20 protein-coding genes are annotated in these 26300 nt (G+C 47.3%); 13 read left to right on the top strand and 7 right to left on the bottom strand.

Features of this window, described 5'->3' with window-relative positions:
* Window positions 1-71: 71 nt before the first annotated feature.
* Window positions 72-4061: a pullulanase-type alpha-1,6-glucosidase gene (gene pulA / locus A9237_RS25245; RefSeq protein WP_078610038.1), complete on the bottom strand. Its 3990-nt coding sequence runs from the start codon at window positions 4059-4061 to the stop codon at window positions 72-74.
* A 516-nt stretch (window positions 4062-4577) separates the two neighbouring features.
* Between pulA and A9237_RS25240 the strand changes: the two genes are divergently transcribed.
* The 6 genes from A9237_RS25240 to pdxY all read left to right on the top strand — a co-directional run bounded on the left by A9237_RS25240 (window position 4578) and on the right by pdxY (window position 12003).
* Window positions 4578-5783 (top strand): tetratricopeptide repeat protein, encoded by a 1206-nt coding sequence (locus tag A9237_RS25240; RefSeq protein ID WP_020195606.1) that lies wholly within the window; start codon window positions 4578-4580, stop codon window positions 5781-5783.
* A 473-nt stretch (window positions 5784-6256) separates the two neighbouring features.
* Complete coding sequence (locus A9237_RS25235; RefSeq protein WP_078610037.1) at window positions 6257-6703, top strand: helix-turn-helix domain-containing protein; 447 nt, start codon at window positions 6257-6259, stop codon at window positions 6701-6703.
* Between the two features lie 457 nt (window positions 6704-7160).
* Window positions 7161-9341 (top strand): ornithine decarboxylase SpeF, encoded by a 2181-nt coding sequence (speF, locus tag A9237_RS25230; RefSeq protein ID WP_005429232.1) that lies wholly within the window; start codon window positions 7161-7163, stop codon window positions 9339-9341.
* A 65-nt stretch (window positions 9342-9406) separates the two neighbouring features.
* Entirely contained in the window at window positions 9407-10717 is a 1311-nt protein-coding gene (potE, locus tag A9237_RS25225; RefSeq protein ID WP_005437812.1) for a putrescine-ornithine antiporter, read from the top strand.
* 126 nt (window positions 10718-10843) lie between these two features.
* Window positions 10844-11026 (top strand): AbrB/MazE/SpoVT family DNA-binding domain-containing protein, encoded by a 183-nt coding sequence (locus A9237_RS25220; RefSeq protein ID WP_020195607.1) that lies wholly within the window; start codon window positions 10844-10846, stop codon window positions 11024-11026.
* Between the two features lie 107 nt (window positions 11027-11133).
* Window positions 11134-12003 carry a pyridoxal kinase PdxY gene (pdxY, locus tag A9237_RS25215; protein ID WP_078610036.1) on the top strand — a complete coding sequence of 290 codons (870 nt, stop codon included), beginning with the start codon at window positions 11134-11136 and terminating at the stop codon, window positions 12001-12003.
* An 83-nt stretch (window positions 12004-12086) separates the two neighbouring features.
* On the opposite strand, the gene A9237_RS25210 is transcribed toward pdxY, so the two are convergent.
* From A9237_RS25210 to A9237_RS25195, 4 genes are all read right to left on the bottom strand, one after another.
* The gene (locus A9237_RS25210; protein WP_033005659.1) at window positions 12087-12581 is read right to left on the bottom strand and encodes a hypothetical protein; all 495 of its coding nucleotides are present in this window, start codon (window positions 12579-12581) and stop codon (window positions 12087-12089) included.
* A 169-nt stretch (window positions 12582-12750) separates the two neighbouring features.
* Window positions 12751-13428, bottom strand: coding sequence for a 3-oxoacid CoA-transferase subunit B (locus A9237_RS25205; RefSeq protein WP_078610035.1), 678 nt, complete (start codon window positions 13426-13428; stop codon window positions 12751-12753).
* A complete protein-coding gene (locus tag A9237_RS25200; protein ID WP_078610249.1) occupies window positions 13428-14081 on the bottom strand; it encodes a CoA transferase subunit A in 654 nt (217 codons plus the stop codon). Before A9237_RS25200 ends, A9237_RS25205 begins: the two co-directional genes overlap by 1 nt.
* A gap of 27 nt (window positions 14082-14108) precedes the next feature.
* A complete protein-coding gene (locus A9237_RS25195; protein ID WP_078610034.1) occupies window positions 14109-15314 on the bottom strand; it encodes an acetyl-CoA C-acetyltransferase in 1206 nt (401 codons plus the stop codon).
* A gap of 180 nt (window positions 15315-15494) precedes the next feature.
* Between A9237_RS25195 and A9237_RS25190 the strand changes: the two genes are divergently transcribed.
* The gene (locus A9237_RS25190) at window positions 15495-16382 is read left to right on the top strand and encodes a TIM barrel protein (protein WP_078610033.1); all 888 of its coding nucleotides are present in this window, start codon (window positions 15495-15497) and stop codon (window positions 16380-16382) included.
* A 31-nt stretch (window positions 16383-16413) separates the two neighbouring features.
* The gene (locus A9237_RS25185) at window positions 16414-17163 is read left to right on the top strand and encodes a sulfite exporter TauE/SafE family protein (RefSeq protein ID WP_078610032.1); all 750 of its coding nucleotides are present in this window, start codon (window positions 16414-16416) and stop codon (window positions 17161-17163) included.
* A 12-nt stretch (window positions 17164-17175) separates the two neighbouring features.
* Here A9237_RS25185 and A9237_RS25180 read toward each other — a convergent pair whose 3' ends face one another.
* Window positions 17176-18066 carry a LysR family transcriptional regulator gene (locus A9237_RS25180; RefSeq protein WP_078610031.1) on the bottom strand — a complete coding sequence of 297 codons (891 nt, stop codon included), beginning with the start codon at window positions 18064-18066 and terminating at the stop codon, window positions 17176-17178.
* Window positions 18067-18136: 70 nt separating this feature from the next.
* On the bottom strand, window positions 18137-19579 hold the full coding sequence (locus tag A9237_RS25175) for a sugar porter family MFS transporter (protein WP_041056231.1): 1443 nt from the start codon (window positions 19577-19579) through the stop codon (window positions 18137-18139).
* 538 nt (window positions 19580-20117) lie between these two features.
* Between A9237_RS25175 and iolE the strand changes: the two genes are divergently transcribed.
* From iolE to A9237_RS25150, 5 genes are all read left to right on the top strand, one after another.
* Complete coding sequence (gene iolE, locus A9237_RS25170) at window positions 20118-21011, top strand: myo-inosose-2 dehydratase (protein ID WP_005437833.1); 894 nt, start codon at window positions 20118-20120, stop codon at window positions 21009-21011.
* A gap of 93 nt (window positions 21012-21104) precedes the next feature.
* The gene (iolD, locus tag A9237_RS25165; protein ID WP_078610030.1) at window positions 21105-22976 is read left to right on the top strand and encodes a 3D-(3,5/4)-trihydroxycyclohexane-1,2-dione acylhydrolase (decyclizing); all 1872 of its coding nucleotides are present in this window, start codon (window positions 21105-21107) and stop codon (window positions 22974-22976) included.
* A 98-nt stretch (window positions 22977-23074) separates the two neighbouring features.
* Complete coding sequence (locus A9237_RS25160) at window positions 23075-24250, top strand: Gfo/Idh/MocA family protein (protein ID WP_005437837.1); 1176 nt, start codon at window positions 23075-23077, stop codon at window positions 24248-24250.
* A 12-nt stretch (window positions 24251-24262) separates the two neighbouring features.
* Window positions 24263-25249, top strand: coding sequence for a 5-dehydro-2-deoxygluconokinase (iolC, locus tag A9237_RS25155; RefSeq protein WP_005437838.1), 987 nt, complete (start codon window positions 24263-24265; stop codon window positions 25247-25249).
* A 180-nt stretch (window positions 25250-25429) separates the two neighbouring features.
* Window positions 25430-26299, top strand: a complete 870-nt coding sequence (locus A9237_RS25150) for a 5-deoxy-glucuronate isomerase (protein ID WP_047514349.1) — start codon at window positions 25430-25432, stop codon at window positions 26297-26299.
* Window position 26300 lies beyond the last annotated feature (1 nt).

Here is a 26300-nt window from a genome sequence, read left to right as displayed (position 1 = left end):
GCCGTTTTACAGGCACAAAAAAGGGGAGGTTTTACCCTCCCCAAGCTAGCACATGATTGCGCCTACTGTTTTTAGTTCTTAGTCACTGTCACGATTGGCGCTGCTTTATCTGCTGCGTTGAAGTGGAAGTTGTAGTTTCCTGCTTCTGCAATCGTGATTTTAAGGTTTGCACTTGAACCGCCTGCATCCATAGTAACGGCGGTGTCTAGCTCAACACTGCCTTCGCCACCAAAGTTGGTTGCATCAGCCCAATCTGCACTAGCGATCTTCATTTCGTAGCTGCCTGCTGCTAGGTCGATATCTAGCGAGTAAACATCTGCTGCAACGTAAGTGAATTTCGCACTTGAGGTCTCAGCTGGAGTATCCCAAGTCGTGATTGTGCCGCGTAGGAACAGTGAAGTTTCACCGAACGTTGGCGCGTCTGCTGCTTTCGTTACAGAAACAACTGGTTTGTCAGCTGAATCGCTTTGCTCATGAATTGCATTTAGAACGAAAGTGTATTTGCCTGTTTCAGTAACGGACAATGCACAGTTACCCTCAGTACCCAAGTCTAGAGATCCAGAAGCTTGTTCTGCGTAATCACAGCCAAAGTTTGGTGTACCCCAGCTATCATCAGCAAACTTAAAGCCGTAATCACCAGCTTCAAGTACACCAGTTACCGAGTACATACCGTTGCCAAGGAATGACATTTCCCATTCTTCTGATGGATTCCAACCGTTCATGTCACCACGAACATAAACTTTGGTTTCACCGTAAGGAGGAATGCTCGATACGTCTTTATTGTCAGTATTTACAGGTAGACCTGCACCTTGAGCGCCGTTTTGTGGTTGAACAAATACAGCTGTCGTTAGTGCTGGAACCGTAAAGGTTTCGCCAGAGAAGCTTGCGCCTTTCACACGGCTATCTGCAGAGTCTTTTTGAACTTCATGCAGTTCGAAGCCAGTTGCACCTTCAACTTTGAACGATTTCGTTTCTGATGTTGAGTTCACTACAGCCACGATTGCATCGTAGTTCGCGTCGAGATCTTTACCTGCTGATACACCGTCATCAATAGACATGACGATCAAGCCTTCCACTTGGTCTTTGCCTACGTTGCGGAAGTCAACGCGGTTCATGACTTCTTGAGCGGTATCTAAACGGAACAGTTCGCTTGAGCTACGGATAGTCAGTAGTTCTAGGAATTGTTGCTTAGTTAGCTCGATATCGTCAGTGTTTGGCATCGCAGTGCTGTCAGCAACGATAGTTTTGATCAACTCCCAGTTTGCGCCGTCTTTGTCTTCACGAGGTAGACCGACGTTCCAGTTGTTGTCGCTACCGTCGAAGTAAACGCGGTTGAACCAGTCACCTGAGTCGTAAGAGTCACGCTGCATCGATTTCGAACGCAGTAGCTCAGAACCCATGTGGATGAACGGGATACCTTGACCAAGCATTACCGTAGATAGAGATACAGTTTGCATACGTGCGCGGTCAGCAGATGAAGTGCCAGTCGCGATCTTGTACGCGTTGTTGTCCCATAGCGTTTGGTTATCGTGCTTAGATACGTAAGAGATGTTCTCAGAAGGGATCTTAGTGTAACCCGCTGGTGCACCGTTGTAGTCTACGTTCTTACCAAGTTTAGTTTCACCTTCGAAGTCTAGAAGAACGAATTCTGCTAGGTTACCTGCCATACCCAGACGTACTAAGTCTTGGTTGTGTAGACGACCGTTTACCGCTTCTGCATCTGTCTTCGTTTCTTCGTTCGGGTAACCTGCGTTACCAAAACCTTGGTTAAAGCGAAGTGGGTGCTTACCTTCAGAGTCCACACCGCCATCGAATGGGCTACCACCACGAACCGCGTCACGTAGGCGGTCAGAGAAGGTACCGATGCCAGTGCCAGCCATGTTGATTTGTGTAGCTTGGTCGAAGCGAGCGTTGTTTGCTACTTCACCGAAGTCCCAACCTTCACCGTAGAATAGCGTGTTTTCATCGACTTCTTTAACGCGCTTCAGAGCGTATTCCATCAAGTCTTTTGGTTGGTGTGCCATCAAGTCAAAACGGAAGCCGTCAACTTTGTAGTCGTCCGCCCACACAAGCAATGAGTCAACCATCAGTTTACCCATCATCAAGTTCTCAGTTGCTGTGTTGTCACAACAAGTTGAGTTCTCAACGCCACCCGTGTTCACATTCAGACGGTGGTAGTATCCTGGGACGATCTTATCTAGGACAGATTTTTCGTTTACGCCCGATGCGTTAGTGTGGTTGTACACCACGTCCATAACCAGCTTCAGATCCATTTTGTGTGTCGCTTGAACCATTTCACGGAATTCAAGGATACGTTTAGAACCGTTTGGATCTGTCGCGTAGCTGCCTTCTGGCACAGTGTAGTGGAATGGGTCGTAACCCCAGTTGAAGCTGTCTAGCATGCGCAGATCGTTCATCAGTGCTTGTGCTGCACCCGTTGCTGGATCGTAGCTGTTTAGTACATCTTCAATGATTTTAGCATCGTCTTCTGTTTCACAGATTGAAGCCGCTGGTTTGATGCCACATAGCTTGCCTACAGTATCTGTGATATCAACGCGGTTTTCTGCGTTTTCGTCAACCGTTGCAATATCGAACGCTGGCAGAATGTGAAGTGTCGTTAGACCTGCGTCTTTCAGTGCTTGCAGGTGAGTAACCGACTCACGCTCAGGCTCTGTCAGTGCAAGGTACTTACCATTTAGAGATTGCGTACCTTTCGTATCGCTAAAGCTGAAGTCACGAAGATGTGATTCGTAAAGAACGTGGTCTTCATCTTTTGCAACCGTTGGGCGGTCGTAGTTATCCCACTCTGCTGGTTTCAACGCAGCGCTGTCTAAATCGACAACTTGTGAGTACATTGAGTTTTGCGACAAACTTAGCGAGTAAGGGTCAGTCACTAGGCGAGTTTCAACAACACCAGTCGTCGGGTGGTAAACCTTCACTTGGTAACGGTAGAACTTGTTCAGTACATTGCCTTGCGCTTCCGATTCCCAGATACCTGTTTCTGGGTTCTCAGTCATTGCAACTGTCGCTTCTTCCGCAAAGTTCGCATCGTAGATGATTAGGTCAACGTCTTGTGCTGTTGGTGCCCAAAGTTTGAATGTTGCCGCGCTACCTTCAACAATTGCGCCCAACTCTTCACTGATTGCATTACCTGCATCTTCATCTGCAAATACGGCATCAAGCACGCCTGGTTTTTGTACTTCAGTAGCTGAAGTCACATCGCCATCGGCATTGTAAGCGACCATTACGATTTGTGATTTCAAAATCGTACGTAGTGTCTCTGCATTCACGTCGATACCCGCCGCTTGCAGGCTAGCAAGGTGACGGAAACGTTCTTTTAGTTCATCAGACAAGTCGCCAGCTTTTGTCAGCTCAACCGCTGTACCGCCAGTGATTTGCTTGTCTTCATCCATCTTGATGTCATTGGTCAAGCTGTAGTAAAGCTTCATTGAGTCAGCACTACCTGCCGCTTCCCAAGCGATGGTTTCAGCGTCTAACCAATGGGCTTTTTGGCCATCGATGTCTACAGGACGTTCTTCGATTGGCTCGTAGTAAAGCTCGCTGCTGCCGTGGAAGCCGAATAGACCTTGTGATTCACCTAGCTTGGTCAGCTCCACTTTAGAGTTTGCGCTGCCGAAGGCTTTTTCATCGCCTTTGTGCAGGATGAAGTTCATACAGTTGTGCGGGTCAGACGCATCTGGATCGACTTTAAGCACGTAGTACGCACCGTAAGTGTCGCTGATGCCATCGAATGGAAGTGGTGATGCCCAGTCTGTACCACCGTCAGCAATACCCATTGCTTCTAGGTCAGTACTGGTACAGCCTTCACCATTCCAAAGGTGCAGACCCCAACCTTCGTAGTCGCTTGCTGTTGAAGCTGATGATACGTCACGTTTGTAATAGATGACAACTTCGTTCTCTCCCGCAGGGTGTAGGCCAGAGCCCGGGTTCGTTGTGTCATCGCTAGAGCTATCACTGCCACAACCGCTGATAACCGCTACGGAAATCAAAGGCAGAACGGTTTTGGCGATCGCTGATAATTTAAATGTTTTATTGTCCACGTTTACAAATCCATTGTTATTGAATTGATAATAGATTGGCAAAATGCCGAAAAGGAAATGTTCAACTAGATGCTAATACACTGAACTATCAGCAAAATGTGAGAGCAGGCCGTTAAGTTTTTTACAAGTGAAAATTTTCTATCACAGTAGATTTTGTTCACAAATTAAATAATAAATCGGTCGCATAGTGAGATATCGAGCACAGCCTAATGATGTAAATTTTTATAGGAGGAGAAAGGGGGGATGATAGGGGATGAGAATGTCTAAGCCCCAAAACTGTGACTTATTTCTATAAAAATAAGGGGGATATTTATCGACTAAAAATAAGTTTGGTTGATATTGAATAAAAAGACGTCATTCATGACATGTAAACTTCAGATTTTACTTACACGGTCGTTATATAATGGAGACGGTGTGCGCTTCATTGCGTGAGCGTATTGACACCCAAATTCGAATTTACAAGATTTTCCTATCGAAGGGGAAATCCTTATGGGCCCGATTTAAAAGAGGCGGTTTATGAGTAGTATGGGCATTGCTATTGCAGCAACTGGCCTTTCACTCATCCTGATATTTGTTTGGATGATCTCGTTGTCGATGCGAAAGCAACGTCTCGAGGCAGAGAGGAAAGCGCGCGAGGCGGCGTATCGCAAGGCGATGCAAAAAGCGCGAGAGCAAGAACGTAAAGAACGTGCGTTTAAGGCGGAAACGGGTCATGTGCCGACCATTCTTTATTTAGCAAAAGAAGCGGAACGAGAAAACATCAAGCAAGCTCTGTATTGGTACGACAAAGCCGCCAAACTGGATAACGTTACCGGCATGTACGGTGTCGTTCGTTTGGCAGAGCGCATGCGTGAAGACGTGATCTTAAGAGAGCAAGCCAACTTTTGGCGCACGGCGATTGCGGGCTTAGAAGGGGATGTTGAGGCAAAGTTTGCCACTGGTAAAGCGCTCGTATTTGGGCGTGGTACAGAGAAAAACATTCCCAAAGGTCACCAATTAATCGAAGAAGCTGCTGATGAAGGCTGTATTCCAGCCATGCTGTATATGGGTGAGTGGCAGTTATCACCAGAAAATACATCAGGTCAGCGAGCAGACGCCTTATTTTGGTTTATGAAAGCCGCAGAACAAGACAGTGCGGATGGTAAAATCCAAGTCGGCCTTTGTTACCTCAATGGCATTGGTACTGAAAAGAGCATGGTAAAAGGCTGCTACTGGTTAGAACGAGCAGCAGAATGTGGCAGTGCAGAGGCCATGTATCATGCCGGTGAAGCTTGGAAAGACACGGGCAAAACAGGTAACGCGATTGCTTACGTTTGGTTGTTCCTGTCTGCGAATATGGGGTATGAGCCCGCGAGAGTTGTGCGCGATGAGGTTGCCAGCAACATCGGTGTCGATGTGGTGGTTGGCTTGCAATCAATCGCTAAGCCGCTACAAAGAAAGTTAGCGTCTGGTGTTGTGAAGAAGCATTCCATCATTCGTGCATTGAACAAGGTCTACAAACGTGAAGTTTATTTCCCTGGTGAAGAGGAGCTAAACGAGCTGCTCAATGAGGAACATCATGATGAAGCAAGCCTCCTCGGTGACACACCAGAGTTGAATTTTGAAACGGAGATGCCTGTTCAACAAGAGTTTGCTCCTCCACCAAAGCAACCTTCCAAAGAAGTGCTCGATTTTACGCAAAACTTTTTACAGCCACAGAATCTCAACAAGCCTCATTCGTGAGGCTTTTTTATCACTCAAATCCTTCTTTATTCTATCGTTTGCATAATTGTTGAGTGATCTTTATGCAAAGCTTCAACAGAATTTTACTTGCCACCAATCTATTCCTATATAAATCGATAAATAGAGGGAAATCCCCCCTTGCTGCAAATACATGAATTAAGCTCCAATCCGTTATTATTGATTAGCTCGTACTATAGCTATGAAAATAATTTGTTAGCTTAAATTTTGTTTTTCTAATGACACTCATTACTTTAACTAATATTTGGTATTAAGTTTTATATTACTAAATCTTAATTTCTATTTTTGGTTTCAATTAGTGTCTGTTGATCTTTAACTAAATTAAGCGCAATATACCCAAAAATAAAAATAGCGCACACTCTGCGTATAAATACAGTAAGAAGCAACCTGTTATTATCCTTTTCAACATAAAGGGGCAACGTCATGCTCTTTTTATGTCCATTAGAGATTTGTGTATGTTGAGAATCATTAGTGCAGATAAGTTCATCTCTTCAAGGTTTATCTTGGAATACAGCAAAGTGGAATTTGCATCTTTGTTGGGGGTTTCCGTTGCTAAGATAACCAATATAGAGAACGGCAAAACATCGATTCCCCCGGTGTACGATTACGCCATCAATCACTTGCTCAGTGAGCACCCGTTTAAAGACAGTGCGATGGATGCCTTGTGTTCACATGAAACGCTTAACTTTGCTCGCCGTGTCGATGTAAACAGTAAGGTGCAACGCTTGTCGTGTAAGCGCTGTGACAGTCGAAGGTTACATGTTATGGCTGGCATGAGTGGTCTGTACTTTGTGGAATGTATGGACTGTAAGCACACCATGTACTCGTCTGGAATCGCGGTGAAACGGTATCAATTGTGGTCGAATAATGGCGTGAGGCTCGATAGCCATTTGTTTGATTAAACTGGCTCTCGCTGCTATCAAAGTAAAACCACCAAAGTAAAACAATAAAGTAAAACAATAAAGTAAAAAGCCATCAGCAGAAATGTTGATGGCTTTTTGTTATAGTTTATAAATTGTTAAATATAAGCATATTTATTGTGTTTATTCTTGCTATTAAATCAATCTAGTAAAATATAGAGTGATGAAAATCGCAAAATTTTATTTTCTTTTGATTCCTTTTTTAATAATAACTGGTGAGGTCACATAATTCTTCACCTAAATTCAATTTAAGCCAGAATCTAATATCATTGGCTTATCGAAAGGAAAGTGATAAAGATCGCGAAATTTTATTTCGAGAAAATAAGAGTTTTAATTATGAAATAATAATCACGAAATTTGTTTTTTGAATTTTAAATATTAATTTCGTTTGTAATATCTGTGCTTGTCGTCTTTACAGAACAAATAAGAGATATTTCAAATGAAACGTTTAATTATCGGTGTTAGTAATTACATGCCAGAAGATTTCAGTTTATTATCTGAATCTTTGGATGAGCAATTTAACCGAACTTTAAAACCACTTGAGCACGTCGAATTAACCGACGTTGGCGCTGCAATTATTACTTCTGCAGATATTAAGGCTGGTCTACACAAAATTATTTCTGAAACGGGTTATGGTATTCCGGTTTTCTTAGTCACAGATGAAAACCCAGTTTCAGCAGAAGATTACGTATGGTTAACCGGCGTTATCGATTTGGAAAGACAGTCAATTGAATACTACGGTCGCCAAATCAATGAGGCTGTCACCAAGTACGAATGTCGTCTACTTCCACCTTTCTTCAAACAATTGACTCACTACGTGGAAATGGGCAACTCTGCATTCGACTGTCCAGGACACCAAGGCGGTCAGTTCTTCAAAAAACACCCAGCGGGTAAACAGTTCTACGATTTCTTCGGTGAAAACCTATTCCGTAGTGACTTGTGTAACGCGGACGTTGATTTAGGTGACTTGCTGATCCACGAAGGTTCTGCTCACCAAGCTCAAGCACACGCAGCAAAAGTGTTCAACTCAGACAAAACCTACTTCGTACTTAACGGTACTTCGGCTTCAAACAAAGTGGTTTGTAACGCGTTAGTGACCGAGGGTGACTTGGTGATGTTTGACCGTAACAACCACAAATCCAACCACCACGGCGCATTGATCCAAGCGGGCGGTATGCCAGTTTACCTAGAAACGGCACGTAACCCTTGGGGCTTTATTGGTGGTATGGATGAGCACTGTTTTGATGAAGAATACATCCGTGCTCAAATCGCGAAAGTGTCACCAGAGCGTGCACGTGATGAGCGTCCATTCCGTCTTGCGATCATCCAATTGGGTACTTACGACGGTACTATCTACAACGCACGTTACGTGATGGATAAGATTGGTCATCTATGTGACTACATCCTATTTGACTCGGCATGGGTAGGCTACGAGCAGTTCATTCCTATGATGAAAGACTGTTCTCCACTGCTACTGGATCTGAAACCAGAAGATGCGGGTGTGATTGTGACTCAATCTGTTCACAAGCAACAAGCTGGCTTCTCTCAAACCTCGCAAATCCACAAAAAAGACCACCACATCAAAGGTCAGGCTCGCTACTGTAACCACAAACGCTTCAACAACGCGTTTATGATGCACGCGTCTACTTCACCATTCTATGCGCTGTTCTCAGCATTGGATGTGAACGCGAAGATCCACGATGGTGAAGCGGGTCTACGACTATGGCGTGATGCGGTTAAGACTGGTATCGAAGCACGTAAAGAAATCCTGAAAAGCTGTGAGCTGATTCGTCCGTTCATTCCTGACCAAGTGGATGGTCAACCATGGGGCAGTTACGACACCGATCTTATCGCAACTAACAAGAAGTTCTTCATGTTCGAGCCAGACGCAAGCTGGCATAAATTTGAAGGCTACGGCGAAGGTCAGTACTTCGTTGACCCATGTAAATTGCTACTCACCACAGCAGGTATTGCTGAAGATGGTAGCTACGCAGACTTTGGTATTCCTGCAACGTTATTGGCGAACTTCCTACGTGAGAACGGCATCATCCCTGAGAAGTGTGACTTGAACTCTATCTTGTTCTTGCTAACTCCAGCAGAGGATATGGGTAAGATCCGTCATCTTGTAGCGCAAATTAACCGCTTCGAAAAATTCATTCGTGATGATGCGCCGCTAAACATCGTGCTTCCTCGCGTTTACGAAGCGAACAAAGAACGCTACCGCGGCTACACCATCCGCCAGCTATGTCAGGAAATGCATGACATGTACAAAGAGCTGAACGTGAAACAGCTACAAAAAGCGATGTTCCGTAGCGAATACTTCCCAACTATGGTGCACAAACCAGATGTGGCAACACGCAAATACTTCCGCGGCGAGTGTGATTACTTGCCTCTGAAAGAAGCGGTAGGTCGTGTCGCTGCAGAAGGTGCGCTTCCTTACCCTCCAGGCATTATCTGCGTGATCACGGGCGAAATCTGGACTCAACAAGTGGTCGATTACTTCTTATCTCTAGAAGAAGGCATCAACCGATTCCCAGGCTTCGCACCAGAGATTCAAGGTGTGTACCTAGAAGACGTCAATGGCCGCACCACCGCCCATTGCTACGCCCTTAAAGATTAATCTACCCCGTTCGCATCGTGACTTGGTTGTCGCGGTGCGAACCGTTTATTCGTGGAGAATAATTTATGAGTACTGAAACCAAAAAAATGTCGGTGGTGCAGCTAACCATTCTGACATTCATTAACATGGCTGGCTCGGGCATCATTATGCTGCCAAGTAAGTTGGCGCAAGTGGGCACGATTTCGATTCTATCTTGGCTGATTACTGCGGCGGGTTCATTGGCTCTTGCCTATGTATTTGCGAAGTGTGGTCGCTTTAGTAAACGTGACGGTGGTATGAACGGTTATGCGTCGTACGCGTTTGGTAAATCGGGTGCGTTTATGGCGGGTTGGACCTATGGCTTGTCATTGTTGATTGCCAACATCGCGATTGCGATTACCTGTGTTGGCTACGGATCTGCGTTTTTTGAAGTGACCTTGTCGCCAGTCGAAACCTGTCTGTACACCATCGCTATCCTTTGGATTTGTACCTTCGCTAACTTTGGTGGTGCGAAGATCACCGGTCAAATCGGCTCGTTTACAGTCTGGGGTGTTATCCTTCCTGTGTGTTCTTTGGGTATTGTTGGTTGGTTCTACTTTAGCCCAACCATGTACGTAGAAGCATGGAACCCACACCACCTACCATTTGGTGAAGCGGTTAGCGCGTCGATCGCAATGACACTTTGGGCGTTCCTAGGTCTTGAGTCAGCTTGTGCGAACTCAGAAGCGGTAGAAAACCCAGAGAAGAACGTACCAATCGCAGTATTGGGCGGTACGCTGATTGCAGCAGTGGTTTACATCGTTTCAACCAACATCTGTTCTGGTATCGTGGCGAACTCTGAACTTGCTGCTTCTACCGCGCCATTCTCAACAGTATGGACAGTGATGCTAGGTTCTACGGCGGGTAAAGTGGTTGCGGGCATGGCCGTTCTTGCTTGTGCAGGTTCATTACTGGGTTGGCAGTTCACTATCGCGTCCGTATTCAAATCATCTTCAGATGCAGGTTTCTTCCCGAAACTGTTCTCACAAGTTGATAAACGCGGCACACCAATCAAAGGTATGGTGGCCATCACGGTTATCCAATCTGTGCTTTCTTTAATGACTATATCGCCAACATTGAATGAGCAATTTGAAGCGCTGGTTAACCTAGCCGTAGTGACGAACGTTATTCCTTACATCCTATGTATGGGTGCAATCTTCATCATGCAGCAAGTGGCGCACGTGCCTGAGCGCGAAATGAAGACAACGAATATCATTGCGCTAGTCGGTTCTCTTTACAGCTTCTATGCGTTGTACGGCTCTGGCTACGAAGCCATGATGTGGGGTTCAATTGTTACTTTCCTAGGTTGGAGTGCGTACGGTCTGATTGCTTCTAAGCATGAACCTCTCGTGAACTAGTTTTTTCAATCGAGCCTTCCCATACGCGGTGTGGAAGGCTCTTTTGCTTTTTATCCATTCAGTAAGTTAAGGAAACAACACCACTCACAACGTGAAAACTCATTTTCGACAATTGGGGGACGAAAGATGATTAGCCAACCTGTTAAGATCGGTGACGATACCGTCGTAGTCATTCCAAGCGTGATCCTGAGCGAGCTCGGGATAAGGGAAGGGGACACCCTCGAAATTGCGCTCAATAAAGACAAAATGGAAATTAAGAAAATGGTACTGAAAACCAGCTCTCCAAACGATTCCAGCGAAGAAGGCTAGAATTGAGTTAGAGAATCTTGGTTTGTCGGATACACTACTGGTTTCGCAAATCTGGCGCTCGCCGCTGTCTTTGAACTATTGATAACAACAAGAAGAGGTCTGGTACTATGCAAGGTATCCTCTCTATACAATCTCATGTTTCTTTTGGTCACGCTGGTAACAGCAGTGCCGTTTTCCCAATGCAACGCATGGGTTTCGAAGTGTGGCCTATTCACACGGTTCAATTTTCTAACCACACCCAGTATCAAGAAGGCTGGACGGGTCGTGCGTTTTCGGCTGATGACATCAGCGAATTAGTTCGTGGTCTTGGCAATATTGGCGCGCTAGAGAAGTGCCAAGCCGTTCTGACCGGCTACCAAGGCAGTGCTGAGCAATGTCTGGCAGTAGAAGATACCGTCACTAAAGTTAAACAAGCGAATCCCGAAGCGCTTTACGTGTGTGACCCAGTGATGGGCGCGCCAGACAAAGGCTGTATTGTGGCGCCGGGTATCGCAGAAAACTTGTTGAATCGTCTAATGCCAATGGCGGATGTGATCGTACCTAACCAGTTCGAACTAAGCCAATTTGCTGAGATGGAAATTCACACGTTGGATGACGCAATCAATGCTTGTCAGCGTGCGCTAGCAAAAGGCCCTAAAGTGGTGTTGGTGAAACACCTTTACTGCCTGTCAGATGATAGCTTCAACATGCTACTTGCAACGTCAGAAGGCACTTACCTAGCGAAGCGTCCACATTTTGAATTTGCTAAAGCACCCGTAGGCGCTGGCGATTTGATTTCGGCGATTTTCACCGCTGGTCTATTGAAAGGTTGGACGCCAAAACAAGCGTTCAAACACTGTCACGATGCTTGCTACGGCGTACTTAACGCAACTTACCAAGCGGGCGAATGGGAACTGCAAACCATCGCTGCACAACAAGAGTTCGTTGAGCCTAGCGCGCACTTCCCATTGGAAGAAGTGACACTCAGCCAAGCGTAAATTCAGGCTGTAAGCAGGAAAAAGGGAGCACTTCGCTCCCTTTTTGATTTCTATAGCCTGTTCTACACAGCGTTAAGTCTGCCCTAACAGCGAGAGGTATCAACCTTAAAGCTGTGTCCATCCGCGCCTTTGCCATCCATTCGGTAGTAGGCGTAGCACTTGCCAGCCATGAGCGCTTCTGGTGATTCGTCATTGCCATACCCAACCATGGAGTATTGGTTGTTCTCGATGAAGACTAAATCTGTCTGTTTCATCTCATCGGTAATGGTTAGGTTATCGAAGAAGCTGACCTGCTCACCGCACTCACTTTGGGTTTCTGGGTAGCCATTGTAAAACTCTTGATACCCAGCAGCAGTTAAGACGCACTGGTCGGCCCCTTGGTCTTGCTTAAAGGCTTTCGCATTCTGATTGAGAATAGAAACGTGATACTGCATGTCGGCAAAGATCACTTGGATGGCGGCTGTGCGGGCATCAGAAGTTCGTTGGTTGGAGTGATAAACGGCATACGCGGTTAAGCCTCCGAGCACGACAGCCGTTAGCAGCCACTCTTTCGACGAGAATCCAGACAACAATCTCATTGGTTTTTACCCTAAATACAACTCAACCATGCGCATAACAGGGCGGGATTCTACGCATGGTTTGAGGGAATTTTAAGGGCAAACTGCGTGTTTCAGAAAAACCTGACACAAACTTGAAGAACGATCAAATTATGAAGAGAGGAGCATATTGCTCCTCTTGCATTTAGAGTTAATTTGGTGTCGGCATTGAAATAAGGTTAGGCGATACAATCAGTTGAGCTTCCGTCGCCGCTTGTACCTCTTCAACGGAAAACTCCGGCGCGAGTTCGGTTAACATCATACCCTTATCGGTGATTTCGAATACGCCCATCTCGGTAACAATCAAATCCACCTGACCCACGGCGGTCAGCGGTAAAGTGCAATGCTTGAGCAGTTTAGGGTTGCCTTTCACTGTGTGTTCCATGGCGACAATCACTTTCTTTGCGCCGACCACAAGATCCATTGCACCGCCCATTCCCGGGACCATTTTCCCCGGAATGATCCAGTTGGCAAGATTGCCACGTTCATCGACTTGCAGCGCACCAAGTACGGTTGAATCCACGTGACCACCACGAATGATGGCAAAAGAGTCGGCGCTGTTGAAATAACATGCCCCCGCGATTGCTGTGATGCTCTGTCCGCCTGCATTGACCAGATCAGGGTCGATTTCTGCCTCAGATGCGAGTTTATCAATGCCAATTAAGCCATTTTCCGCTTGCAGTAATAGCTCGACGTCTTTGTCTACTTCATTGGCAACCAGCGTTGGTAGGCCAATCCCTAGGTTAACGATGTCGCCATCTTGCATCTCTTGAGCAACGCGCCATGCAATGCGGCGGCGAACGACTTCTTTATCTAATTGTGCAGTCATTAGTTGTCCTCCACTAAGATGTAATCGACGTACAAACTTGGGGTATGCACGGCTTCAGGTTCAATGTCGCCCAGTTCCACAATCTGCTCTGGTTCCACTACTACGGTTTCTGCCGCAGTTGCCATTAAAGGGTTAAAGTTCTGGGTGGTTTTGCTGTAGAAAACGTTGCCTCGACGGTCAACTTTAGAGCCACGAATCAGCGCTAAGTCGGCCTTCAGTGGCACTTCCAAGAGATATTGTTTGCCATCGACTTCAATCACGCGTTTGTTCTCTGCGACTATGGTGCCAAGCCCGGTGGGTGTTAGTACGCCACCCAAACCCGCGCCCGCACTGCGAATGCGCTCTGCCAATGTACCTTGAGGAACCAGCTCCACTTCAAGTGTGCCTTCGTTCATCTGCTTGCCAGTCTCGGGGTTGGTACCGATGTGTGAGGCATACAGTTTCTTCACGCGTTTTTCTGCAATAAGTCGACTAGAGCCACGACCCGGTGAGCCTGTGTCGGTACTGATTAAGGTAATGTCTTTGATGTCCTTTTTGATCAGCAAGTCAATCAAGCGCTCTGGGGCTCCCGTCGCCATAAAGCCACCAATCATGATGGTCATGCCGTCGTGTAGTAGGTCTTCAATTTGCGCTGTAGTGGCTGCTTTTTTCATGTTTTTCGTGTCCATGAGAGACTCCTTCTAGCAACGTTTTAAAATCAACGCCGTACCCATACCACCGCCGATGCACAATGATGCCAAACCGTAATCACGGCGAGTGCGTTGCAGTTGATAAACCAAGGTGGTCACAATGCGGTTACCGGATGCACCGATTGGGTGACCAAGTGCAATGGCACCACCACTTAAGTTACTGCGTTCTAGTAGCCACGCTTCATCGATATTGTGTTGCTCAGTAAGGGAGCGAACCACGCCAAGCGCTTGCGCTGCAAAGGCTTCGTTAAGCTCAAAAACGTCGATATCTTCAATCGCCATTTCGGCTTTGGCTAAGGTATTGGCAATCGCAGACACCGGACCTAAGCCCATCACCTCTGGGGCGATAGCACCTTGTCCGTATTCGACGAGTTCTGCCAGTGGCTTGAGGTTATGGCGTTTTACTGCACTTTCTGAAGCGAGCAAAATTGCGGATGCACCATCATTAATACCGGATGCATTGCCTGCGGTTACGCTGCCTTCTTTATCGAATGCAGGGCGCAGCGCTTGTAGACCTTCAAAGGTGCTGTCGGCTTTCGGATATTCGTCTTTTTTCACTTCGAATTGGCGTTTGCGATCCACAATGGTAATTGGCGCAATTTCCGCTTCAAAATGGCCACTTTCTATCGCGCTGACGGCTTTACGTTGGCTCTGTAAGGCAAAGGCATCCTGGTCTTCTCGGCTGATTTGGAATTGCTTGGCGATGTTTTCTGCCGTAACACCCATGTGGTAGTTGTGGAAGGCATCCGTCAGACCATCTTTGATTATGCTGTCTTCTTGGAGTTGATGACCCATGCGGTAGCCGCGACGAATCTGGCCAGAAGAGACATAAGGTGCGTTGGACATGCTCTCCATGCCGCAAGTAAGCACTAACTCAGCATCGCCCGCTCGGATGTGGCTTGCACCGTCCATGATGACTTTCATGCCACTGCCGCAAATCATATTGAGGGTGTAAGCGGGAACGGATTCTGGAATGCCAGCCTTCATTGCGGCTTGGCGACCCGGGCCCATACCTGCGCCTCCAGTCAGTACGTTGCCCACAATCACTTCATCGATTTGTTCTGGGGCAATGTCCACTTGCTCCAAGGCTGCCTTGATGGCATGAGCGCCTAATTCCACACCGGACAATGACGCTAACGAGCCATTAAAGCTGCCAATTGGGGTGCGCTTTGCCGCCACAATAAAGATTCGTTCCATACCGCTGTTTACTCCGTAATCGTTCTGTCACAACCAGTGTAGGGAGTGCGATGTGCTTGCGATATAGCCAGGAATTCAAAGCCGCTTTGCGAAAATGCAAAGCACAAACGAGGCGCAAATCACGAACTTTTACCCCTACCAACCTTAAGGTGAAAGGAAATCAACTTAGGAGAAAAACACATGCTTGATCGTATTGCTTGCGCCCCATGCTGCTGGGGAGTGGAAGAGGCATCTCATGCGACCAACCCAAGCTGGGGAAAGGTGTTAATGGATGCGAGTGACAGTGGCTTTCGTGGTATCGAATTGGGGCCGGATGGCTTCTTCCCTGAAGATCCTGAACTGCTGAAAAGTGCGTTTCGCGTACGTGGATTGCAGGTGTGCGCAGGCAAGGTACAAGTGCCATTTTGCGATTCTGCAAACATGCCAGCCATTTTGGAAGAAGTCGACACCGTTTGTCAGCGTTTGGATGCATTGGGTGTAAAGAACTTGCTGCTGATGGAAGGCATTCATGCAGAGCGTTATGGCTATATCGGACAAAGCGTCACTGCGCCGCGTTTGAAAATGGAAAGTAAACGAACCATGATTGGCAACTTTGAACGCATCATTAGCGTAGCTAGCCAATATGGTTTGCGCTGTTTACTTCATCCGGGCATCGGCGGTTATATCAGTTATAAAGACGAGATCGATTTTGTCATGAGCCAGATTCCAGCGAACAAGCTCGGACTTTGCATTGATATCGGGCATGCATTTTTAGATGGGATGGATCCGCTAGGGCTTATCCGTCAGTACGGAACGCGCATCGAGCACATTCATGTCAAAGATGTCTCGACGGACAAATTGAGGTTAGCTATCCGCGATAAGTTGGAGTGGGTCGATGCATACAGCAAAGGACTGATTACGCCACTTGGGGATGGCGATATCAAGCTTCAACAAGTGATGAGTGCACTTAAGGCGGCCGACTATCAAGGTTGGATCGTGGTCGAGCATGAACACGGCACCGCAGACGTGAGTCAGGTTTCGCGCGATTTAAAACGCAGCCGCGATTATCTCGCTCAAATTGTGGCGTAGTTCGATATTCGATTCTAAAAAGGTGACGATGATGCTCAGTGATCCTTGGTTCTATCTTTTGGCGATTCCTGCGGTGTTAATCTATGGCATTGGTAAAGGTGGGCTCGGTGGGGCGCTGGGCATTTTGGCCGTTCCTATGATGGCGCTGGTGGTGCCGCCAACACAAGCGGCAGCGATTTTATTGCCCATTCTGTTGGTAATGGATGCCTTTGCGGTGCGTCATCATTATCGAAAGGTCGATGTTCGAGTGCTTAAAACCATGTTGCCTGGGGCTTTGCTTGGCGTGGTATTAGCGGGCTTATTTCTGAGTATCACGCCAGAATCAGGGTTGAAGATCACCGTTGGCGTGCTGTCTTTGCTGTTCTGTTTTCAGTATTGGCTAAGTGGTGAAACCCCCTCTCAATCAGGGAAGTTAGGGGCTTGGATTTGGAGTACTCTGAGCGGTTTTTCCAGTACTGCAATTCATGCAGGGGGGGGGGCCGCGAGTATTTATTTACTCCCATTGAAACTACCCAAAATTACCCTGATAGCGACCATGGCGGTGCTGTTCGGCATAGTGAATGTAGCGAAACTCGTGCCTTACATTTGGCTTGGTGAATTTGATTCGACTAACTTGATGACAGCGCTAGTGTTGATTCCACTCGCGCCTGTTGGCGTTAAGATGGGTGTGTATCTTTTGCATCGCGTCAGTCAGGAAAGAATCTATCAGCTTTGTTATCTGTTCTTGTTTCTTTCAGGTGCCAAGCTGACTTTCGATGGCATCAGCACTTTATTGCTTTAAATCCAACCCGCCCTAACAAGGCTTTTCTAATAAGAACTCTTTGAATTTTATCGCCACTGGAGATGCAGTTTTGGGTGAATGGTAATACAGATTCAAACTCCAAATACTGGTCTCATACTCTTCCAATAGCGGTACTAACTCGCCTCTTTCTACCACTTCTGTGGTGACAAATTGCGGTAAGTATGCGACACCTGTCCCCTTTAAAGTGCCACTGAGCAACAGGTCACTGTCATTCACTTCAATAGTTTTTGGCACTTTCAGCACCATGTTTTCCATTCCTTGACGGAAGATCCAATCATTGCTGCCCGTCAGTGTGGTTGCAATCAAGCAAGCGTGGTCTCGTAGTGCTTCTGGATGCGTGGGCAAGCCATGCTTTTCTAAGTATTGCGGGGAAGCCACAACGATAAACGGGCATTGCATCAGCTCGCGTTTCACCAGTAGTAAATCTTTTTCACGGTAGCCTTGGAAGCTGGCATTGGCACTGATCATCAGGTCACAGGTACTGGCATGATCCAATGCCCAAGGTGTGACGTTGATGTTGAAGGTCACCTTTGGATTGAGCTTGGAATACTCGGCGATTTTGTCCATCAGGTAGTGATTGGCATACACGGGCGTGCACGCAATATTGATATGACCTTTTTCGCTGTCTTGGAAGTCTTCTAATTTGCGGCTGATACGCTCGGCACTGTCAACAAGAGGAGAGAACTCTTCATATAAGGTTTGGCCTGCTTGAGTGGCCTCCAATAATCGGTTCGAGCGGCGGCATAGGGTAGTACCGAAGTGTTGTTCCAACTCTTGCAGCCAGCGGCTTCCGGCGGAGACCGAAATATTGAATTTACGCGCGGCGGAGGAGATAGACCCAGAGCGGATCACGTAGACAAAGAACGCCATTTTATCGAGCATGAGGTTTGCCTCCAAAAGCAAAAGGGAACAAGTGCTAACACCTGTTCCCTTTGTAAAACATTAAGTTATCTTATGCACGTGCTTCAGTCGCAGTTCCAGATACTTTTTTACCCAGTTTCTTCGCCATTGCTTCTTCCATTTTCTCCAAGCTGACGCCTTTGGTTTCAGGCACATACTTGACGACCACGAACATACAAATCAGCGACAACACACCGAATAGCCAGAAGGCAAAGGCACCGTTGAAGTTCTCTTGTAGGTAGGCGTTTTCATTGAGCATTGGGAAAGACTGCGTCACGATAAAGCCAGTAAACCATTGCGCACCGACCGCGATAGCCATGGCACGAGAGCGGATACTGTTCGGGAAGATTTCTGAAATCATCGTCCAACATGCACAGCCCCAAGATGTCGCGTAAGACACCACGTACAGACACAGTGCGAATAGTGCCGCGTAACCTTCCGTTTGCTGGTAAAGCACGTAACCAACGATGAACATACCGAATGCACAGCCAATGGTGCCGTATTTCATCAGTGGCAAGCGGCCGACTTTATCGATCAGGTACATACCCAAGGCGTTACCACCGATAAATACGATACCCACGAACGTCGTTTGGAATAGCGCGTTTTCAGTAGAGCCTGTGATTGGTTTTAAGATCTCCGGAGTGTAGTACATGATCACGTTGATGCCCGTTAGCTGCTGAGCTGCCGCGACAAACGTACCGATAACCAAGATTGCGAACAGCAATGGCGAACGTAGGCTGACCTTGTTCTTCTTCGCACCACGACTTTCCACTAACGATTCTTGGATCTCTTTGATCAAACGATCCGCGTGTTTCGGGTTTGAGATACGAGATAACGTCTTTTTGGCATCGTCTACTTTGCCTTTTAAGACCAGCCAACGTGGGGATTCTGGGATGAGGAACAACAACATTGCGAAAAGCGCGGCAGGAATCACTTCTGAGCCGAGCATCCAACGCCAGCCCATGTCTACTAGCCAAGCTTCTGACATGCCTTTTGCGATGAGGTAGTTAACGTAGAACACACCAGTCTGGCCGATAACTGCCGATTGTTGGAACATGCTCACTGCGCGACCTCGATAATCTTTTGGCGCCACTTCTGACATGTACATTGGCGATACCACACAAGCAAGGCCAACAGCGACCCCGCCAACGATGCGTAGAACAGTGTAGAAGGTGAAGTCGGTTGCGAGGGCGGAGCCTATAGCGGAAATAATGAAGAGGATGGCGGCGATAAAGAGGGTGTTGCGTCGGCCGTATTTAAGGGCTGCCCAGCCTGCGCTGACCGCACCGATGATACTACCTAATACTACGCTGGATACAGCCCAGCCAGTTTGAGCCGGTGACAATCCAAAGTATTCGCGGATTGGACCAATTGCGCCAGAGATAACAGCAGTGTCGTAACCTAATAAGATACCTCCGAGCGCAGCGATACAACAAATCCTAACGATGTAGGCAAGATTGTGCTTTCGAGCTTCGGCCTTGGATGTAGCTTCCATTGTTTTTTCCTTTATTAGATCCCCAAGCTTTCCTTTAACCATCGAATAAGATCAAGTTGGGTAGCGGCCAATACTCTGTTTTGTAGGGTACGAGTATTGGGTATCTATATTGCCGACTTTTAATGTTTATTAGATGTATGAAAATTATTTTTCATTTGTCGGTTGCATTTATCATATTTAGTCTTTTGTCATTCGACTAGCTGTCTGTTCGTTTTTTATCCTAAAGTGTTACCCAAATCAAAAAATGAAAAACATTTTTCATTTTGGTTTTTGTATTTAAGTTATTGAAAATAAAATATAAAAATAAAATGAGATCTAGCTCAAACTTGCTTGAAAGGCACGTGGTTGCTGAGATTTTTCATGATTTAACAATTTGATGACATCGATTTTATCTGGTGAAAAATATTTTTCATTTAAATTTTTTTTCGCTAATGTAATTTCCAGTGAAACGAAATCGGTGAAAGAAAAGCATCTATAAAAACCACGCTTTTACTTCACGACATTTATTAAATAACGCAAACATTGTCGGAGAATAAAAATGAGCAACGTGCAATATGGAATTAGCCCACTGACTTGGACCAACGATGACATGCCTGAATTAGGCGGCGATATCCCATTGGAAACGTGTCTAAGTGAAATGGCAGAAGCTGGTTTCACTGGTACAGAGCTAGGTACTAAGTACCCACGTGAGCCAGAAGTTCTAATCCCTCTACTAGAAAAACATGGCTTAGTGCTCGCTTCTGGCTGGTACAGCGGCAATCTAATGAAGCTGACTGCGGAAGAAGAAATCGCAGCGATGCAAGAGCATATCAAACTGCTTAAGGCTGCTGGCTGTAAAGCAATGGTGTTCGGTGAAGTGAGCAACACAGTTCACGGCGACATCAACACGCCACTGTCTCAACGCGTGATCCTCACGATGGACGAGTGGAAAACCTACTGCGCGAAGTTAACTCAAGTTGCGGAATACCTTCTAAACGAGCACGACATCAAACTGTCTTTCCACCATCACGTCGGCACCATCTGTGAAACCGAAGATGACATCAACATCATGATGGAATTCACTGGCGAAGCGGTTTACCTAACCCTAGATACGGGTCACATCACTTACGGTGGTGGTAACCCAGTGACCATGATCAAACGTTGGGGTCACCGTATTGGTCACATGCACTTTAAAGACCTTCGCCTAGAAGTAATGAAAGCTGCGCGTGATGCAGACAAATCATTCCTAAACGCAGTGCTTGATGGCGTATTCACTGTTCCTGGTACAGGTGACGTGGATTACGACGACGTATTCGCAGCACTGAAAGAGCGCAACTACCAAGGCTGGTTGCTGGTTGAAGCAGAGCAAGACCCAGCGAAAGCACACCCATTGACGTACGCGAAAACCGCTTACGAGAACATAACAGGCTACGCGAAGAAATACGGCCTATAAGAGCACAAGCAAGGAAGGGGAGATTCGTCTCCCCTGTATCAAGCCGCGGAGACAACGTGGCTACAAAAATGATTGATACTACCGGGGAAGACAATGAAAACTGTACGCCTAACTGTTGCAGAAGCGCTAGCTCAGTACCTAGCCGCACAAATGATTGAAATTGATGGTAAAAAAGAACAGCTGTTTGGTGCGGCGTTTGCCATCTTTGGTCACGGTAACGTGACGTGTTTTGGCCAACAGCTAAAAAATATCGAAGACAAAATTCCGACTTGGCGTGGTCAAAATGAGCAGTCGATGGCGACAGCGGCAATCGCGTATGCCAAAGCGAACTTACGTCGTCGCATCGGCATCGCGACCAGTTCAATTGGTCCGGGTGCAACCAATATGGTTACCGCAGCAGGTATCGCGCACACAAACCGTTTACCAGTGCTTTTGATTTCTGGTGATGCTTACATCAGTCGTCTGCCAGATCCTGTGCTTCAACAGCCAGAGAATTTCTACGATCCTTCGATCACTTGTAACGATGCGTTCAAACCGCTAACACGTTACTGGGATCGCATTATCTCGCCAACGCAATTGATGCACTCATTGCCTCAGGCAATTGACACCATGCTTGACCCAGAAACCTGTGGTCCAGCATTTATCGGCTTACCACAAGATATTCAGGGCGTGGCCTATGATTTCCCTGAAGTCTTCTTCCAAGAAAAAGTACACCGCATTCGTCGTCCAGAGCCAGAAGTGGCAGATCTAGAAGATGCAAAAGCGGCGCTGCTTAGCGCGAAACAACCTTTGGTTATCTCTGGCGGTGGCGTGCATTACTCACTAGCAACGGACGAGTTGGCTGCCTTTGCGAAAAAACACAACATCCCTGTGGTTGAGACCATTGCTGGTCGCGCCACGATGCTGCAAGACAATCCTCTGAACGCAGGCCCAATCGGCGTGACGGGTTCAGACTCTGCAAACTACATGGCAGCGCATGCGGATGTGGTGTTGGCTGTGGGTACTCGCTTACAAGATTTCACGACAGGCTCTTGGTCGGTGTTCAAGAACCCAGATATGAAGCTGGTTACCATCAATACCGCACGTTTTGATGCCATTAAACATCGTGCTATTCCAGTTAAAGCAGACGCAAAACGTGGCTTAGTTGAGCTGTCCAACCTACTGGGTGATTTCCGTAGCAGTGACGAATGGTCGGCAACGGCGAAAGCGCAAGCGGATGAATGGAAAGCCGTGGTGCATCGTCGTACTCACCCTCAACCAGGCGATCTACTCGACGGTACGTCTTCTTATGCAGAAGTGATTGGCAAGCTCAACAAATCTATGCAGCCGGGCGACACCGTACTTACGGCAGCGGGTGGCTTACCAGCAGAGCTCGCGATGAACTGGCAGAACTACCAAATTGGTAAGTTCGACATTGAATTCGGCTTCTCTTGCATGGGTTATGAAATCGCAGGTGGCTGGGGTGCGAAAGTCGCGAATCCAGATAACGATGTGGTTGTGCTCGTCGGCGATGGCTCTTACCTGATTCAAAACTCAGACATCTACTCGTCAGTTCTGACAGGTCACAAGATGATTGTCGTGGTATGCGATAACGGTGGCTTCGCGGTGATCAACAAGCTGCAAAACAATACGGGTAACGAGTCGTTCAATAACCTATTGGAAGACTGTCGCCGTCCTGATGGCGAGGTAGCTCGCGTGGACTTTGCTAAGCATGCCGAAGCGCAAGGCGCAATCAGCGAGAAGTTGACCTCAATCGACCAGTTTGATGACGCATTCCAACGCGCAAAAGAAGCCGACCGTACTTACGTGATTGTGGTCGACATCGACCCAGTATCGCCAATGGCTTGGTCTAAGTGTGATTGCTGGTGGGAAGTGGGACTTCCTCAAGTGACACGCAATGACGACACCGCAGAGAAAGTGGCGGCATGGGAAGAAGGCAGAGCAGCGCAACGTGCCGGCGTTTAAGCCCAAACCGATTTATGTATCAAAACATCCAGCTTTAAAACAGATTTCAACAATTCGATTTATAGGCTCTTAAACAAGAGCCTATCAAGGAGTCAAACATGTTTAATGAAGAACGTCATTTTGAGCAACCAATCCGTTGGGCAATGGTCGGCGGTGGTCGTGGCAGTCAGATCGGTTACTCGCACCGTAATGCGGCGCAGCGCGATGGTTTGTTCAAATTGGTCGCTGGTGCATTCGATTTGGATGCGGATCGTTGCCGTGATTTCGGTGAGAACTTAGGTCTAGATGGCGACCGTTGCTACGCAAATTACAAAGAGATGTTTGAGAAAGAAGCGCAACGCGAAGATGGCATTCAAGCTGTATCGGTCGCAACACCAAACTCAACCCACTACGAAATTTGTAAAGCAGCACTGGAAGCTAACTTGCACGTGGTGTGTGAAAAACCAATCACCTTCACGACGGAAGAAGCAGAAGAGCTCAAACAGATCGCAGCAGAGCGTAATCGCGTGATTGGCGTGATGTACGGTTACAGCGGTTTCCCAATGGTTCAGCAAGCACGTGAAATGGTGAAGCGCGGTGACCTTGGTGAGATTCGTGTTGTAAACATGCAGTTTGCTCACGGCTTCCACAACGAAGAGTACGAGAAAAACGATCCAGGTTTGAAATGGCGCGTCAGCCCAGAAGTATCAGGTCCAACTTATGTTCTAGGCGATGTGGGTACGCACGCTTTCTACCTGTGTGAAGTGATGACGGGTCTTGAAATCGACCGTTTGTCTTGCATGCGTCAAAGCTTCATCAAGTCACGTGCTCCGCTCGAAGATAACGCTCACATCATGATGCAATTCAAAGATGGCGCAGTCGGTACGCTTTGGGCATCGGCAGTGAATGCAGGTTCGATGCACCAACAAAAAATCCGCATCGTCGGTTCGAAAGCGTCCATCGAATGGTGGGATGAGCAACCAAACCAACTTCGTTTTGAAGTGCAGGGTGAAGCACCACGAATTCTAGAGCGTGGCATGGGTTACCTGTACCAAGACGCTCCGGGTGTGGCTTCTAACCGTGTTGGTGGTGGTCATGCCGAAGGTTACTTCGAATCATGGGCGAACCTATACCACCGTTTCGCGTTGGCATTCGATGCGGCTGACCGTGATGACCAACAAGCGCTATCTGAAATTTGGTTCCCAGGTATCGACGCAGGCATCGAAGGCGTACGCCTATGCGAGAAGTGTGTGGAATCTGCAGACCAGAACGCCGCTTGGGTTGAATACAAATAATAGGAACAGACGATGACAAACATTGCACTTGAAACAAATCGACCATTGGATGCCATCGTTTTAGGACGTGCGGGCGTAGATCTCTACGCTCGCGAAGCTAAAACCGACATGGCAGACATCTCTGGCTTCAACAAGTTCGTTGGTGGCTCAGCAGCAAACATTGCGGTGGGCATTGCCAAGTTAGGCGGTAAGGTCGGCTTTATTGGCTGCGTGGCTGACGATGCATTCGGTGGTTACGTTAAAGGTTACATGACGGAGCAAGGCATCAACCTTGACGGCATGAGAACCGATGATTCTGGTTCGCGCACTTCGGTGGCATTCACAGAGATGAAGCCAAAAGATTGCACCGTGCTTATCTACCGTAACAACGCATCGGATTTGACCATCAAACCAGAAGAGATCGACCCAGCTTACATCGCTAGCTCAAAAGTCTTGGTAGTCACGGGTACGGCCTTGTCGGAAAGCCCAAGCCGTGAAGCTACTTTGATTGCGATGCAGCATGCGCGCCGTAGCAATACCTTAGTGGTGCTGGATGTCGATTATCGTCCTTACTCTTGGCGTACGGATACCGATGCTTCGATTTACTACGGCATTGCCGCGGGTCTTTCAGACATCGTGATCGGTAACCGTGAAGAGTTCGACATGATGGAAACCGTCATTGCACCGGGTAACACCGATGATGACCAAACGGCGGCTCGTTTCTTAACAGAGAACACTCAAGTGGTGGTGGTGAAAGCCGGTGAGCATGGCTCGAAAGTGTACGACCGCAATGGTCACAAATTCGAGCAAGGCATTTTCCGAGTCGAAGCCAACAAACCATTTGGTTCTGGTGACTCATTCGCCGGCGGCCTGATTTGGACGCTAGTTACTGGCGGTTCGTTAGAAGAGGGCGTACGCAACGGCACGGCTGCAGCGGCGATTAATGTCAGCGGTCACAGCTGCACAGAAGCCATGCCAACTAAGGAACAACTATTCGATTTTATTGAGACGCGAAGTTAAGCACGGTTTGGTGCTTTCGGGCACCACATTGCTGCGCGTTTGGTCTCCCGGGCCGGTATGTCACTTGAGGGTAACCAAACAGTGCGCGTACACACCATCGTGGCCCGGCTTTTTTGTTAAGCCACTTTCAGAAGGATAGGACAGTCTCGTTATCAAACGAACTGTGAGGAGAAAAGAAAAATGGGAAAACACATTCCACCATTTGATAACAAGAATGAACCAATTATTGGTGCGAACGACGAAGTAACACCGCTATGTTACTTCAACCAAGTGTTCTTGAATCAGAACGAAACTTTTGACCATGTTATTGAAGGGTATGAGTCTGTCATCGTATTGGCTGGCGGTACTTGCAGCATCACCGTGACGAAAGACGGTGAAAGTGAAACGTTCGACAACATTGGTAAACGTAAATCAGTTTGGGACGGCAACCCAGAAGCGGTTTACGTACCACTTGGCTACCGCGCGACCATCCAATGTGTGAGCGACAAGGCTGACGTTATGATTGCGGGTGGTAAGTTTGAAGCGTCACTGGAGCCTTTCTGTGTTCGCGAAGAGAACGTAGACATGGTTCAGTACGGTTCAGATGAGACTAAAACTCACCGCAAGATCAAACACGTGCTGGGTCAATCCAACGCAGACAAACGTGGTCGCTTATTGGTGAGTGAACTCTTCACCGTTGGTGCAGGTGGTTGGTCTGGCTTTCCACCACACAAGCACGATGAAGATCGTGTTAAGCCTGATGGCAGCAAAGAAACCCTTTACGAAGAAGTGTATCAATTCCGCTTCAACCCAGATTTCGGCTTTGGTGCGCAGTTCCTATACGAGCACGAAGACGACTTTGGTCCGGTTTACCACGTGCGTACTGGCTCTGTGATTGCCATCGATAAAGGCTATCACCCAAGCGTGGCGGCACCGGGCTACGAAATGTATTACTTCACCATCATCGTTGGCAAAACAGAGAAATCTTTGATTCAGCACTTTGATCCACACCACGAATACCAAGTGGAAACGATCCCTGGCATCAAAGACATGATCGCGAAATTTAAGTAGG

It is taken from the genome of Vibrio owensii, from assembly GCF_002021755.1.
Lineage (GTDB): Bacteria > Pseudomonadota > Gammaproteobacteria > Enterobacterales > Vibrionaceae > Vibrio > Vibrio owensii.
This window is presented reverse-complemented; position numbering and strand designations above follow the sequence as displayed.